10 protein-coding genes are annotated in these 14,723 nt (G+C 69.8%); 7 read left to right on the top strand and 3 right to left on the bottom strand.

Annotated elements, in window-relative coordinates:
- Positions 1-102 precede the first annotated feature (102 nt).
- Positions 103-1,302, top strand: a complete 1,200-nt coding sequence (dusB, locus tag SS2_RS05530; RefSeq protein WP_066461894.1) for a tRNA dihydrouridine synthase DusB — start codon at positions 103-105, stop codon at positions 1,300-1,302.
- Here the strand turns inward: dusB and SS2_RS05535 are convergent.
- The 3 genes from SS2_RS05535 to SS2_RS05545 form a co-directional block, all read right to left on the bottom strand.
- Entirely contained in the window at positions 1,283-1,942 is a 660-nt protein-coding gene (locus SS2_RS05535) for an MOSC domain-containing protein (protein WP_066461896.1), read from the bottom strand. The two genes, dusB and SS2_RS05535, sit on opposite strands and share 20 nt — an antisense overlap.
- Before the next feature lie 325 nt (positions 1,943-2,267).
- The gene (locus tag SS2_RS05540; RefSeq protein WP_083941810.1) at positions 2,268-4,046 is read right to left on the bottom strand and encodes a glycoside hydrolase family 13 protein; all 1,779 of its coding nucleotides are present in this window, start codon (positions 4,044-4,046) and stop codon (positions 2,268-2,270) included.
- A 62-nt stretch (positions 4,047-4,108) separates the two neighbouring features.
- Positions 4,109-5,179 (bottom strand): LacI family DNA-binding transcriptional regulator, encoded by a 1,071-nt coding sequence (locus tag SS2_RS05545; RefSeq protein ID WP_066462426.1) that lies wholly within the window; start codon positions 5,177-5,179, stop codon positions 4,109-4,111.
- A 315-nt stretch (positions 5,180-5,494) separates the two neighbouring features.
- Here SS2_RS05545 and SS2_RS05550 point away from each other — a divergent pair, with 315 nt between their 5' ends.
- The 6 genes from SS2_RS05550 to dnaG all read left to right on the top strand — a co-directional run bounded on the left by SS2_RS05550 (position 5,495) and on the right by dnaG (position 14,699).
- Positions 5,495-6,736, top strand: coding sequence for a sugar ABC transporter substrate-binding protein (locus SS2_RS05550; RefSeq protein WP_066461898.1), 1,242 nt, complete (start codon positions 5,495-5,497; stop codon positions 6,734-6,736).
- A 121-nt stretch (positions 6,737-6,857) separates the two neighbouring features.
- Positions 6,858-8,483: an ABC transporter permease subunit gene (locus SS2_RS05555; protein WP_066461900.1), complete on the top strand. Its 1,626-nt coding sequence runs from the start codon at positions 6,858-6,860 to the stop codon at positions 8,481-8,483.
- Between the two features lies 1 nt (position 8,484).
- Positions 8,485-9,399 (top strand): sugar ABC transporter permease, encoded by a 915-nt coding sequence (locus SS2_RS05560; RefSeq protein ID WP_157607195.1) that lies wholly within the window; start codon positions 8,485-8,487, stop codon positions 9,397-9,399.
- Complete coding sequence (locus tag SS2_RS05565) at positions 9,399-11,243, top strand: glycoside hydrolase family 13 protein (RefSeq protein ID WP_066461902.1); 1,845 nt, start codon at positions 9,399-9,401, stop codon at positions 11,241-11,243. Before SS2_RS05560 ends, SS2_RS05565 begins: the two co-directional genes overlap by 1 nt.
- A gap of 64 nt (positions 11,244-11,307) precedes the next feature.
- Positions 11,308-12,603, top strand: a complete 1,296-nt coding sequence (locus SS2_RS05570; RefSeq protein ID WP_066461903.1) for a deoxyguanosinetriphosphate triphosphohydrolase — start codon at positions 11,308-11,310, stop codon at positions 12,601-12,603.
- Positions 12,604-12,650: 47 nt separating this feature from the next.
- Entirely contained in the window at positions 12,651-14,699 is a 2,049-nt protein-coding gene (gene dnaG, locus SS2_RS05575) for a DNA primase (protein ID WP_066461905.1), read from the top strand.
- The last annotated feature ends 24 nt before the right edge of the window (positions 14,700-14,723 follow it).

Below are 14,723 nucleotides of genomic sequence, written 5' to 3' on the forward strand. Positions count from 1 at the left end.
GCCCTCCCGCAGCCCGGCACCTGCCCGACGGCGTGTCCCCCCGGAGCCGCCCACGCCTCGCGTGGGCGGCTCCTCGCGTTGGGGCGGTGGGATACTGATGGGATGAGTTCCACGTCTTCCACCCTGAGCGCGCCCGCCTCGACGGCGCCCGCGCCGCTGCTCCCGCCGCTGCGCATCGGCCCGCACACGGTCCCCACCCCCGTCGTCCTGGCGCCGATGGCCGGGGTGACCAACACCGCCTTCCGCAAGCTGTGCCGCGAGCACGGCCCGGGCGGGCTGTACGTCGCGGAGATGGTGACCTCCCGGGCGATCGTGGAGCGCAACGTCGAGGCGCTGCGCATCGTGACCTTCGAGGAGGGGGAGTCGCCGCGCTCCGCCCAGGTCTACGGCGTGGACCCGGCCACGGTGGCAGCAGCGGTCAAGATCATCGCCGGTGAGGACCGGGCCGACCACGTCGACCTCAACTTCGGCTGCCCGGTCCCCAAGGTGACCAAGAAGGGCGGGGGCGCCGTCCTGCCGTGGAAGCGTGAGCTGTTCACCCGGATCGTCAACGCGGCCGTCGAGGCTGCGGCGCCCTACGGTGTGCCGGTCACGGTCAAGATGCGCAAGGGCATCGACGCCGACCACCTCACCTACCTCGAGGCTGGTCTCATCGCGGAGCAGGCCGGGGTCGCCGCCGTGGCGCTGCACGCCCGCACCGCCGCCGACTACTACTCCGGCACCGCGGACTGGTCGGCGATCCGCCAGCTCAAGGAGACCGTCACGTCGATCCCGGTGCTCGGCAACGGAGACATCTGGTCTGCTGAGGACGCCCTGGAGATGGTGCGCCAGACCGGCTGCGACGGCGTCGTGGTCGGGCGCGGGTGCCAGGGGCGCCCGTGGCTCTTCGCCGACCTCGCCGCGGCCTTCAACGGCTCCGACGAGCGGATCAAGCCGGGGCTCGCTGTCGTCGCAGAGACGATCTACCGGCACGGTGAGCTCATGGCCGACTTCTTCGAGGACGAGGACAAGGGCACCCGCGACCTGCGCAAGCACATGGCCTGGTATCTCAAGGGCTACGCCGTCGGCGGCGACGCCCGTCGCGGGCTGGCACTGGTGTCCTCCCTCGCCGAGCTGCGCGAGCGCCTGGACGCCCTCGACCTCGACCAGCCCTACCCGGGCAAGGACGCCGAGGGCCAGCGCGGCCGCCAGGGATCACCCAAGCAGCCGCACGTCCCCTACGGCTGGCTCGACTCGCGCGAGCTGAGCGACGAGCACCGCGCCAAGCTGCTCGAGGCAGAGCTCAGCGTCTCGGGTGGTTGATCGCGTCGAGCACGCGCTGGGCGAGCTGCAGGACACCCGCGTCGTGGGCCTCCCCCAGCACCCGGGCGTCCTCGGGTGAGCGCTCGGTGAACCAGCGGCCGACCGTCACCGTGTGGTCGGGTCGTGACAGGACGGTGATCTCGTCCTCGGCCTGGATCGATCCGGGGCGCAGGACGCGCAGGTAGGTCCCCACGAGGCCCGCGTCGCTGAACCGGCGCACCCAGTGCTCCTCGCCCAGGCGTCGGGCAAAGGTGGCGCAGGGGGTCCGCGGGCTCGTCACCTCGACCTCGACCGTCGCGCCGATGCGCCATCGTTCTCCGATGAGCGCACCCGTCGTAGCGATCCCGCGGGTGCGCAGGTTCTCCCCGAAGAGCCCGGGCGGGACCTCGCGGCCGAGCTCCTGCGCCCAGGTCGCTGCCTCCTCGTCGGCATAGGCGTAGAGCGCCTTGTCCTCCCCGCCGTGGTGGCTGCGGTCGGCCTGGACGTCCCCGCGCAGACCGAGGGTGCCGACCTTGACCGGCCCGGTGACCGGGCGTTTATCGATCGCGGTGACCCCGACGGGTCCGGGGTCGGTCTGAAGCGCGTGCACGCGGCAGACCGCGCTGAGCCGGGCGGGTCCCTCGGGAGATGGCGTGAACATGGGCTCATCATGCCAAGGTCGGGCGGTCAGGTCAGGCGGTGCGGCGGACCTGAACCTTCGCGGCGAGGTCGCGGACCTGGCGCGGGGTGGCCCGGGGGAAGAACGGGAGGCTGTGCTAGGCGAGGTCGAGGACGGCGACGTCGGCGCTCATCAGCGCCTCCTCGGTGTCGCGCGCGAGGTTCGCACCCCCGCCCGAGGGCGGGGAGCTCGGGGTGAGACCGAGCTCCGCGCGCCGTCGGGGGGGCTGACGTGCCGCTCGGTCCGTGTCCAGGCCGACGGTCGTGTTCCACGACGCCGACCCGTGACGAAGACCGAGGTCATCGGACTACAGCTGGACCCAGACCGTGGTGTCCTGCGGGACGCCGCCGTCGGTCAGCGGGCCGCTCGAGATGAGCACCTGGGCGTCGGCCGGCAGAGCGACCGGGGTCTCGCCGAAGTTCGTCAGCACGAGCACGTCGTTGTTGACGAAGGCGAGCACCGTGGCGGACCCGGCGAACTCCTCGACCCAGCCCAGCGATCCCAGACCGAGGTCGTGGGACTTGCGCACGGCGAGGGCGTCACGGTACATCGAGAAGGTCGAGCCCTCGGTGGCGCGCTGGACGTCAGCAGCGCACTCCTTGTAGGAGTCGGGCTGGGGCAGCCACGTCTTGCCGGTCGGGCTGAAGCCGAGGCCGGGCTTGTCGGACTCCCAGGGCAGGGGCACGCGGCAGCCGTCGCGGCCGGCCTCGGTGTAGCCCGAGCGCCACCAGGCCGGGTCCTGACGGAGGTCGTCGTCGAGGTCGGTGTGCTCGGGCAGGCCGAGCTCCTCACCCTGGTACAGGTAGGCGGAGCCGGGCAGGCCCAGCATCTGCAGGCTCGCGGCGCGGGCGCGGCGCAGGCCGAGCTCGGCGTCGGGCTGGGGGTCGTTCTTGCCGATGCCGTTGGGGCGCACCGCGGCACCGGTCAGGCCCATCCGCGAGGCGTGGCGGATGACGTCGTGGTTGGACAGCACCCAGGTGGTGGGCGCGCCGACCTCGTCGGAGGCGTGCAGGGACGCGGTGACGACGTTGCGCAGGGCTGCGGCCTCCCACGCGGTGGTGAGGTAGGAGAAGTTGAAGGCCTGGTGCATCTCGTCGCTGCGGACGTAGCGGGCCAGACGGCTCAACGGCTCGACCCACGCCTCAGCCACCAGGGCACGGTCGCCGGCGTAGTCGGCGAGGACCATGTTCCAGGCGCGGTAGATGTCGTGCACGCCCTCCTGGTCGAACATGGGGCCGGAGTTGCCGGCGCCGGTGGAGCCGTCCTCGGCGGGCTCGGTGGTGCCTTCGACCATGGCGACGTCGCCGTCCCAGTCGGGCAGGCCCGGTGCCTTGACCATGCCGTGGGCCACGTCGATGCGGAAGCCGTCGACCCCACGGTCGAGCCAGAACCGCAGCACCTCCTCGAACTCGGCACGCACCTCCGGGTGCTCCCAGTCCAGGTCAGGCTGGCGGGTGTCGAACATGTGCAGGTACCACTGGTCGTCGGAGACGTCGTCCGCCGCGGCCAGGGGAGAGGTGCGCTCGTTCACGCGGGTCCATGCCGGACCGCCGAAGATCGACTTCCAGTTGTTGGGCGGCAGCTCGCCGTTCTCGCCCTTGCCCTCGCGGAACAGGTACCGGGCACGCTCGGGGCTGCCGGGGCCGGCGGCCAGGGCGGCCTTGAACCACTCGTGGTCGTCGGAGGTGTGGTTGGGCACGAGGTCCGCGATGATGCGCAGGCCGCGGCTGTGTGCCTGGGCGACGAGCTCGTCGAAGTCGGCCAGGGTCCCGAACAGCGGGTCGACGTCGCGGTAGTCAGCGACGTCGTAGCCGGCGTCGGCCTGGGGGGAGCGGTAGAACGGGGAGAGCCACACGGCGTCGATCCCGAGCTCGACCAGGTGGTCCAGGCGCGCGGTGACGCCGGGGATGTCGCCGATGCCGTCGCCGTCGCTGTCCGCGAAGGAGCGCGGGTACACCTGGTAGATGACGGCGGAGCGCCACCACTCGCGTGCCGAGTCGCTCTTGGGGTGGATGACCGTGGTGGTCGGGTTGAGCGAGGTCAGCTCGAGAGCAGAGGAGTCTGCGATCGAATCGATATGAGTCACGTCGACAATGTCCTTGTCATGAGGGGTCGGTCTTGTGCGGTCAGTCGTGGAAGAAGAGGAGGTCAGACGTTGCGCAGGGCAGCGTGCAGACGCATGTCCGGGGACGCGCCGGTGGAGTTGCGCACGATGAGCTCGGGATAGAACAGCAGCTCCGAGCGCGGCGCCGGGGCTCCGCTGATGCTGGCCATCAGCGCACTGATGGCGGCATGGCTCATGGCGGAGACCGGCTGGCGCACCGTGGTCAGGGGCGGGTCGGTGAAGGCGATGAGCGGGGAGTCGTCGTAGCCGATGATCGACACGTCGTCGGGGACGGACAGCTTGCGCTGGTGCGCAGCGCGGATCGCCCCGAGAGCCATGAGGTCTGAGCCGCAGACGATCGCGGTGTGGCCGGAGTCGATGAGGTCGCCACCGGCGGCCTGACCGCCCTCGACCGTGAACAGCGACGTCGCGATGTGCGCGGACGCGTCCTCGATGCCGAGGTGGCGGGACATCGCCTCGCGGAACCCCTCGACCTTGCGCTGAGCCGTGATGAAGCGGTCCGGGCCGGTGGCCAGGCCGATCTTCTGGTGGCCCAGGGAGACCAGGTGGCGGATCGCGAGCTCCATCGCGGCGACGTCGTCGGCCGAGACGAAGGGGGCGTCGATCTCGCCGGCGAAGCCGTTGATGAAGACGAGGGGCACGCCGCGGCTGCGCAGCTGCTCGTACCGGCTGCGGCTGGCCTGGGTGTCGGCGTGCAGGCCGGAGAGGAAGATGATGCCGTCGATCGCGTGGTCGAGCAGCATCTCGATGTACTCGTCCTCGGTGGTGCCACCGGGGGACTGGGTGCACAGCAGCGGGGTGTAGCCGCGCTGGGAGAGCATGCTCTCGATGGTCTGGGCGAAGGCGGGGAACACCGGGTTGGTCAGCTCCGGGACGATCATCCCGACGAGGCCGGCGGACCGGTTGCGCAGCTTCTCAGGCCGCTCGTAGCCGAGCACGTCGAGGGCGGCCAGCACGGCCTGGCGGGTCTCGGAGGCGACTCCGACCTTCCCGTTGAGCACCCGAGAGACGGTCGCGGTGCTGACGCCTGCCTGCTTGGCGAGGTCGGCCAGCCGGGTCTTGGGTCCCAGTGCTTCAGTGGGGATATGAGTCAGTGACACGCCAGACCTCCTTGTCTTGTGCCGGGCTCGCGATCAGCCGGGGTGTGCTCGGGTTCTACCTACAGGGAGAGGGTTTCTTGCAGTGTGTTGCAGGTCCCTATCACCAGTGAATAGTACGGCAGAACCCCGTGAACTCCTAGAATCCGCCGTGGAATCTGCCCGGTCAGTCTTGCACAACCGATCGTTGCATGAAAGTTACTGCAACGGCTTGCAGATCGCGGTGCTCACGGTTTAGTGTCATCGGCATCAGGGCCAACGTCGGTGATCCACTGGCGTCGGCCGGACCAGTTACTCACCCTTGGAGACACGATGCGACGGAGCATCCTTCTGACCGGCGTGCTCGCCTCGAGCCTGGCACTCTCAGCCTGCGGCTCGAGCGGCAACAGCACCAGTGACACCCCCAACCCCGATGCATCCTCGCCTGCGGCCGACGCGGCCGGCGTCTTCACGATGTGGGTCGACGAGGTCCGCATCAACGACGTCAAGGGCGTCGTCGAGACCTTCGCCGAGGAGAGCGGCGTCGAGGTCAACCTCGTGCAGAAGGCCTCAGGCGACATCCGCGAGGAGTTCGTCCAGCAGGCACAGACCGGTGAGGGCCCCGACGTCATCATCGGCGCGAGCGACTGGCTCGGCGAGCTGGTCAGCAACGGCCTCGTCGCTCCCGTCGAGCTCGGTGACGCAGCCTCCGGCTTCGTGCCCTCCGCCGCGACCGCCTTCGCCTACGACGGCCAGAACTACGGCACGCCCTACGCGATCGAGAACATCGCCCTCGTGCGCAACAACGCGCTCGCCACCGAGACCCCGGACACCTTCGACGCTCTCGTCGAGCAGGGCAAGGGCCTGGGCACGTACCCGGTCCTCATCCAGCAGGGTGCTGAGGGCGACCCGTACCACATGTACCCCATCCAGTCCTCCTTCGGTGCCGTCGTCTTCGAGCAGAACGCAGACGGCTCCTACACCGACACCGTCGCCATGGGCGGCGAGGCGGGCACCAACTTCGCCAACTTCCTCCAGAAGATGGGCCAGGAGAAGGTCTTCGACACCGCGATCGACGGCGAGAAGGCCAAGCAGGCCTTCCTCGACGGCCAGAGCCCGTACATCATCACGGGACCGTGGAACACCACGGCCTTCACCGAGGCCGGCCTGGACATCTCCGTCCTGCCGATCCCGAGCGCCGGTGGCGAGGTCTCTCGTCCCTTCGTCGGTGTCCAGGGTGCCTACGTCAGCGCCTTCGCCAAGAACCCGGTCCTGGCGAACGAGTTCGTCGCCAACTACCTCACCTCTGAGGCGGCTCAGGACGCGCTCTACGAGGCCGGCGGCCGTTCGCCCGCCCTCGCTGCCTCCGCTGCCAAGGTCGAGGACCCGATCCTCGTCGGCTTCGGCGAGGCCGGCGCAGACGGCATGACCCAGCCGTCCATCCCCGCGATGGCTTCGGTCTGGTCCTTCTGGGGCATCGGTCAGGCCGAGATCATCTCGGGCGCCGCAACCGACCCCGCCGCCGCATGGACCACGATGATCTCCAACATCGAGGCGGCCATCGCCGGCTCGTGATCTGAGAGATCGCACGTTTCGCGCAGATGTGGGAGCCATCGACGGCTCCCACATCTGCGTCCCGAGCACAGGTCCGCAGGACATCGCCGTCCCGGCCGCACCATTCCCGAGGGGGAGACCCATGACTGACCAGCCGACGGCCGTCCGACCGCCTGACACAGAGCCTGACGCCACGTCCAAGCGCCCACGCGTGCGCGGGCCGCGGACCGACCACTCACCCGCCCGGGACTTCAAGCCCGGCTTCATCGCCAAGCTCGTGCTCATGGCACTGGTGAACGCCTTCGGTCTCTACGGGATCCTCGCTGCCGCTGGCGTCGAGTCCTGGGGCATCGTCGCGTTCTTGGTCATCGCGCTCATCGCGGCCAACTACGTGTACTTCGCCCGCCGCGCGGTGCCGATGAAGTACCTGGTGCCTGGGCTGGCGTTCCTGCTGGTCTACCAGATCTTCACGATGTTCTACACCGGCTACATCGCCTTCACGAACTACGGCGACGGCCACATCCTCGACAAGCAGGGTGCGATCTCCGCGATCGAGCTGCAGACCGAGAAGCGCGTCGAGGGATCGGCCACCTACCCCCTCACGGTCCTGTCCGGCGACGACGGCCTGGCCTTCGCCATCGTGCGCGACGGCGAGGCGCTCGTCGGTGACATCGACACCCCCCTCGAGCCGGTCGACGACGTGACGATCGAGGGCTCCAAGGTCACCGAGGTCCCCGGCTACGACGTCCTCAACTTCGGCCAGATCGCTCAGCGACAGGCCGAGGTCACCACCATGCGGGTCGCCTTCTCCGAGGACCTCGGTGGTGGGAGCCTGCGCACCCAGGACGCCTCCAACGGCTATGTCTACGCCCCGACGCTCAACTACGACGAGGCGACCGACACCTTCACCAACCTCGAGACGGGCACCGTCTACACCCCCGACGACCGAGGCAACTTCGTCTCCGCCGACGGTGAGCGGCTGACCCCGGGCTGGAAGGTCTCCGTCGGCTTCGAGAACTTCACGAAGATGTTCACCGACTCGCGGATCTCGGGAGCCTTCCTGCAGATCGCGGCGTGGACCTTCGCCTTCGCCTTCTTGTCCGTGGCGACGACCTTCGTCCTCGGCCTGGCTCTCGCCCTCGTCTTCAACGACCCGCGCATCCGGGGTCGCAAGGTCTACCGGGCGCTGATGATCCTGCCGTACGCCTTCCCCGGCTTCCTCGCGGCGCTGGTGTGGAAGGGCATGCTCAACGAGCGCTTCGGCTTCATCAACGAGGTGATCTTCCGCGGAGCAGACATCGGGTGGCTCAACGACCCGTGGCTGGCCAAGCTGGCAGTCCTTGGCGTGAACCTCTGGCTGGGCTTCCCGTACATGTTCCTCATCTGCACCGGCGCCCTCCAAGCCATCCCCAACGACGTCATCGAGTCCTCCAAGCTCGACGGCGCGGGACCCTTCCGGATCGTCTCGAAGATCATCTTCCCGCTGCTGCTCGTCTCCGTGGCGCCGCTGCTCATCTCCTCCTTCGCCTTCAACTTCAACAACTTCACGCTCATCTACATGCTCACCGGTGGTGGCCCCAACTTCCCCGGGAGCCCGCTCATCATCGGATCGACGGACCTGCTCATCTCGATGGTCTACTCCGTCGCCTTCGAGAGCGGCGTGAAGCAGTACGGGCTCGCTGCGGCGGTCTCGATCCTCATCTTCATCTTCGTTGGATTCATCTCCTGGCTCGGCTTCCGCCGCACCCGGCAACTCGAGGAGCTCTGACATGGCCACCGCACCTACGCAGCTGTCCCGTTCGACCGGAGAAGCGGTCGAGTACCGCGGCGACGCTCCCAAGGGCGCCCGCTGGTGGCGTGAGATCGGCTGGCGTCACATCGTCGGCGTCGTCACGATCATCTACTGCGCGCTGCCTCTCCTGTACGTGCTCTCGGCCGCGCTCAACCCGGGCGGCACGCTCACCGGCTCCAACGACCTGTTCAAGACGATCAGCCTGGAGAACTTCCAGCGCCTGTTCGAGACGGACTTCGGGTACTGGGCCGTCAACTCGCTCGTCATCTGCACGGTGACGGCGATCGGCACGGTCCTCATGGGCGGTGCCGCCGCGTACGCCTTCTCCCGGTTCCGGTTCCGCGGACGTCACGCCTCGCTCACGACGCTGCTGCTCATCCAGATGTTCCCGCAGATGCTCGCGGTCGTCGCGATCTTCCTCGTCCTGCTCAGCCTCAAGGACGTCTTCCCGATCCTCGGGGTGAACAGCCAGATCGGCCTCATCATGGTCTACCTGGGTGGCGCCCTCGGGGTGAACACCTTCCTCATGTACGGGTTCTTCAACACCGTCCCGCGTGAGATCGACGAGGCAGCGAAGATCGACGGCGCGAGCCACGCGCAGATCTTCTGGACGATCATCCTGCGCCTGGTCGCCCCGATCCTCGCGGTGGTCGGACTGCTGTCCTTCGTGGGGACCTACGGCGAGTTCATCATCGCCAAGACGGTGCTGCAGAGCACCGAGAAGCTCACCCTGGCGGTCGGCCTCTACCAGTGGGCCTCCGACGAGCGCAACGCCCCGTGGGGTCAGTTCGCCGCGGGTGCGGTGCTCAGCGCCATCCCGGTGATCCTGCTGTTCCTCTTCCTGCAGAAGTACATCGTCTCCGGCCTGACGGCAGGATCGGTCAAGGGCTGATGACAGTCACGCACGGTGCGGGTCACCTTCTCGGTGACCCGCACCACGACGGTTCGTCCTTGTACGTCTCCACCCAGGTCCCTCGGCTGGGGGACCGCGTCACCGTCCGCGTGCGGATCCCGCTCGGCCCGCCCGAGCAGGCCGAGCGCGGTGTCCACCTGCGGGTGGTGCGCGACGGCGAGCCGCGGATGTCGCCGGCTCGTCTCGTCGAGGTCACGGCCACCGACCGGTGGTACGAGGCCGAGGTCCTCGTGCACAACCCGGTCACCAGCTACCGCTTCTTCATCGACTCCCCGGGCGGGTACCGGTGGCTCAACGGCCGCGGTGTGTTCGCCCGCGAGGTGCCCGACGTCGCCGACTTCCGCCTCACCGTCTTCGAGCCGGCGCCGGCCTGGATGACCGGCTCGGTGGTGTACCAGGTCTTCCCCGACCGCTTCGCCCGGGCCATCAGCGACAAGCCGCTGCCGGAGTGGGCGCAGGCGGCGCAGTGGGACGACGAGCCGATCGCCTCGGGCCACGGGGTGGCCACCCAGCTCTACGGCGGTGACCTGCCTGGGGTGCGCGAGCACCTGGACCACCTCGTCGAGCTCGGGATCGGCACGGTCTACCTGACCCCGGTGTTCCCCGGTCGCTCCAACCACCGCTACGACGCGACGACCTTCGACCACGTCGACCCGCTGCTCGGCGGGGACGAGGCCCTCGTCGACCTGTCCCGCGCGGTGCACGAGCGCGGGATGCGGATCATGGGCGACATCACCACCAACCACACCGGCTCCGGCCACGAGTGGTTCGCGGCCGCCCAGGCGGACCGCGCGAGCGAGGAAGCCTCCTACTACTACTGGACCGAGGACGAGCCCGGGTACGTCAGCTGGCTCGAGCACGCCTCGTTGCCCAAGCTCAACTACGCCGCCCCGGCCCTGGCCGCCCGGATGATCGAGGGTCCTGCCTCGGTGATCGGGCGGTGGGTCGCCCCGCCGTACTCCCTCGACGGATGGCGGGTCGACGTCGCGAACATGACCGGCCGCTACGCCGACCAGGACGTCACCCACGAGGTGGCTCGCACCATCCGCGAGACCATGACCGCGATCAACCCTGAGGCGGTGCTCGTCTCCGAGCACTTCCACGACTCGGGAGCGGACATGATGGGCGACGGGTGGCACGCCAACATGAACTACTCCGCCTTCACCCGCCCGGTGTGGTCCTGGATCGTCGCCCCGGACAGCACCGTCCCCGCGCTCGGTCTGCCCACCACCCTCCCGCGTCGATCCGGGGTGGACATGGTCGCCGCCATGCGCGACTTCGACTCTGTCGTGCCGTGGAAGGTCATGGCCACGCAGTGGAACATGCTCGGCTCCCACGACACCCCGCGCCTGCGCACGCTCGCGGGCAGCCGCGAGATGGTCGAGGTCGCCGCAGGCCTGCTGTTCACCTTCCCGGGGACCCCGGTGCTGTTCGCCGGAGACGAGGTGGGCGCGCAGGGCACCAACGGTGAGCACGCGCGCGTGACGATGCCGTGGGACGACCCGGACCGCTGGGACGGAGAGACCTTCGAGATCTACCGGTCGCTCATCGCGTTGCGCCGGTCGAGCCAGGCCCTGCGTGAGGGCGGGCTGCGCTGGGTCGTGGTCACCGACGACGCCGTGGCGTACCTGCGCGAGACCCCCGAGGAGTCGGTGCTCGTGCTCGTCGCCCGCGCGCCGTGGGACGGCGCCGTCCTGCCCGGCGAGCTCGCCGAGCCGGGGGCGGTGCGCAACCTCTACGGCGGGGCCGTCCTGGACCACGGCGACGACGGGCTCACGCTGCCCGGGGACGGCCCGGGCGTGCAGGTCTGGCGTCTGCGGTAGCCGGTGATCTGGCCCCTGATGGGCACCGCTAGGGTGCCGACGCCGGTATCGCTAGGGTTGACCTGTGCCACACACTCACGCTGACAGCTCCCTGCGCGGTTCCGGCTACTCCGAGGCCGACCGCGCGCGGTGGGTCACCGAGGCGCCCAAGAGCAAGTCGCGGACCCCCTTCGAGCGTGACCGGGCGCGCATCGTGCACTCCTCGGCGCTGCGCCGGCTCGGGGCCAAGACCCAGGTCCTGGGCCCCGGGTCGGACGACTTCATCCGCACCCGGCTCACCCACACCCTCGAGGTGGCCCAGGTGGGGCGCGAGCTCGGCAAGGCGCTGGGCTGCGACCCGGACGTCGTCGACACCGCGTGCCTGGCCCACGACCTGGGCCACCCTCCCTTCGGGCACAACGGCGAGCGGGCCCTGGCCGAGCTCGCCAAGGACGTGGGCGGCTTCGAGGGCAACGCTCAGACGCTGCGTCTGCTCACCCGGCTGGAAGGCAAGGTGTTCTCCGAGGACGGGCGCGGCGTCGGGCTCAACCTCACGCGCGCGAGCCTGGATGCCTCGGTGAAGTACCCCTGGGCCTTCCGGGAGGGACCGCTGCGCCTGGACGGGCGACCGACGCACAAGTTCGGCGTGTACGCCGACGACATGCCGGTCTTCGAGTGGCTGCGCGAGGGTGCGCCCGCGGGTGTGAAGTGCCTGGAGGCGCAGGTCATGGACCTCGCCGACGACATCTCCTACTCCGTGCACGACGTCGAGGACGGCATCGTGGGCGGGCGTTTCGACCTGGCGGTGCTCGCCGCGGACGAGGAGCGGGCCCGGGTGATCGACGCTGTGCAGACCTGGTACGGGCACCTCGTCTCACCCGACGGCCTGCGGGACGCCATCGAGCGGCTCGACGCCGCAGGTCTGCTGGTGCAGGGCTTCGACGGGTCCCGCCGGGCGCTGGCCACGCTCAAGGACACGACGAGCTGGCTCATCGGCCGCTTCGCCAAGGCCGCGGAGAAGGCCACCCGTGCCCAGTACGGCGACGGCCCGCTCACCCGCTACGCCGCGACCCTCGTGGTGCCCGAGCACACCCTCGCCGAGATCCTCGTCCTCAAGGGGCTGGCCGTGGCCTACATCATGGCCCCGCGCGAGGCAGAGCCGCTCTACATCCACCAGCGCCAGCTCATCGCCGACCTCGTCGAGGTGCTCAGCGAACGGGCTCCCATCGCCCTGGAGCCGGCCTTCGCAGCCGACTGGCGCGAGGCCGAGGACGACGCCCGCCGGCTGCGGATCGTCATCGACCAGGTGGCCTCGCTCACCGACATCAGCGCCGCCCAGTGGCACGCGCGGCTCGTCCAACCGGTGCGTGTGCGCCGCTGAGCAGGGCCGGGCACGAGGCGCTCCCGGGGACGCCTAGACTCAGTGACGTGGCAGGCCTGATCAAACGAGAAGACGTCGACGCCGTACGGGACAAGGCGCGTATCGAGGAGATCGTCGGCGAGCAGGTCACCCTGCGCACCGCCGGCGTCGGATCGATGAAAGGGCTGTGCCCTTTCCACGACGAACGCTCTCCGTCCTTCCACGTCAGGCCCCAGGTAGGCCGCTGGCACTGCTTCGGCTGCAACGAGGGCGGCGACGTCATCTCCTTCGTGCAGAAGATGGACGGGCTCGGTTTCTCCGAGGCCGTGGAGTACCTCGCGGGACGCGTGGGCATCACGCTGCGCTACGAGGAGGGCGGGGGACCGCGCCGCACCGAAGAGCCTGGCCGGCGCCAGCGCCTGCTCGAGGCCAACCGGGTCGCCGCCGCATACTTCGCTGAGCAGCTGCTCAGCCCCGAGGCCGCAGCCGGGCGGACCTTCCTGGCCGAGCGCAGCTTCGACCGGGGCGATGCCCTGCACTTTGGTGTGGGCTATGCGCCCAACGGGTGGGACAACCTGCTGCGTCACCTGCGCGGCAAGGGGTTCACCGAGGCGGAGATCGCGGCGTCGGGCCTCATGAGCGAGGGCAACCGAGGCATGTACGACCGCTTCCGCGGGCGCCTGATCTGGCCCATCCGCGACGTGACGGGCGAGACGATCGGCTTCGGCGCGCGCAAGCTCTACGAGGAGGACCAGGGCCCCAAGTACCTCAACACCCCCGAGACCGCGCTGTACAAGAAGTCGCAGGTGCTCTACGGGATCGACCTCGCCAAGCGGGACATCGCCAAGAACAAGCAGATCGTCGTCGTCGAGGGGTACACCGACGTCATGGCTGCGCACTTGTCCGGGGTGACCACGGCCGTGGCGACCTGCGGCACGGCCTTCGGCTCCGACCACGTGCGCTTCGTGCGACGGCTGGTGGGGGACACGAGCTCGGGTGCGGGCGTCCAGCTCGCCGGGGGCGGGTCCTCGGGCGGGGAGATCATCTTCACCTTCGACGGTGACGCGGCCGGCCAGAAGGCCGCCATGCGCGCCTTCGGCGAGGACCAGAAGTTCTACGCCCAGACCTTCGTGGCGGTCGAACCCAGCGGCATGGACCCGTGCGAGCTGCGCCAGGCGCGCGGCCCGCAGGCGGTCCAGGCCCTGGTGGAGGGCCGTCAGCCGCTCTTCGAGTTCGTGCTCAAGACGACGCTGGCGAGCTTCGACCTGGAGACCGCGGAGGGGCGGGTGGCGGCGCTGCGCTCGGCTGCTCCCGTCGTCGCCGGGATCCGGGACACGGCGCTGCGCCCGGAGTACGCGCGCATGCTGGCCGGCTGGCTGGGCATGGACGGTGAGTCCGTTCGCCGCGCCGTGCACGACGCCGGGCGCGGGGCCGCAGGGGCGTCTCGGCCACCCGAGCGCGGCTCGGGCGGCCCGCAGCGCGGTGGTCCGGCGGGCGGTTCTGGCGCGGGCTCGGCGCGCGGGTATGCGGGTGGATCTGGGGGCGGGGCCGGAGGTGGCTATTCGAACGGTTCCGCAGCTGGCGGCGACCGCGGTCAGCTGCCGGCTGCCGCCGGTGACGGCCTCGCCAGGCCGAGCCAGAGCGACCCGATCGCACGGCTGGAGCGCCAGACCCTCGAGGTGATCTTGCAGTACCCGAGCATGGTGCCGGCCGCGCTGGTCGACGACCTGCCCGGTGACGCGTTCACGGTGCCCGCCTGGCGTGCGGTGCACGAGGCGATCCGGGCGACCGGTGGCCTGGCGTCCGCGGCAGGCCGCGCTGACTCCGAGTGGGTGGCGCTGGTCGCGGAGGAGTCGAGCGCGCCCGTGCTCGCCCTGGTCAACGAGCTCGCGGTGGCACCGCTGCCCGAGGACCGTCCCGGGGCCATCGAGGACTATGTGCGGGGGATCGTGCGGGCTTTCCTGGATCTCGGGTTCACCCGCAAGATCGGCAACGCCCGCAGCCGCCTCCAGCGGATCGACCCGGTCGCCGACGCCGAGGCCTACACCCAGGCCTTCACCGAGCTGCTGACCATCGAGCAGCAGCGCCGCGAGCTGCGCGAGCAGGACAACGAGTAGGACACCGACCAGGATTGACCAGGA

Source organism: Sanguibacter suarezii NBRC 16159, from assembly GCF_001552735.1.
Lineage (GTDB): Bacteria > Actinomycetota > Actinomycetes > Actinomycetales > Cellulomonadaceae > Sanguibacter > Sanguibacter suarezii.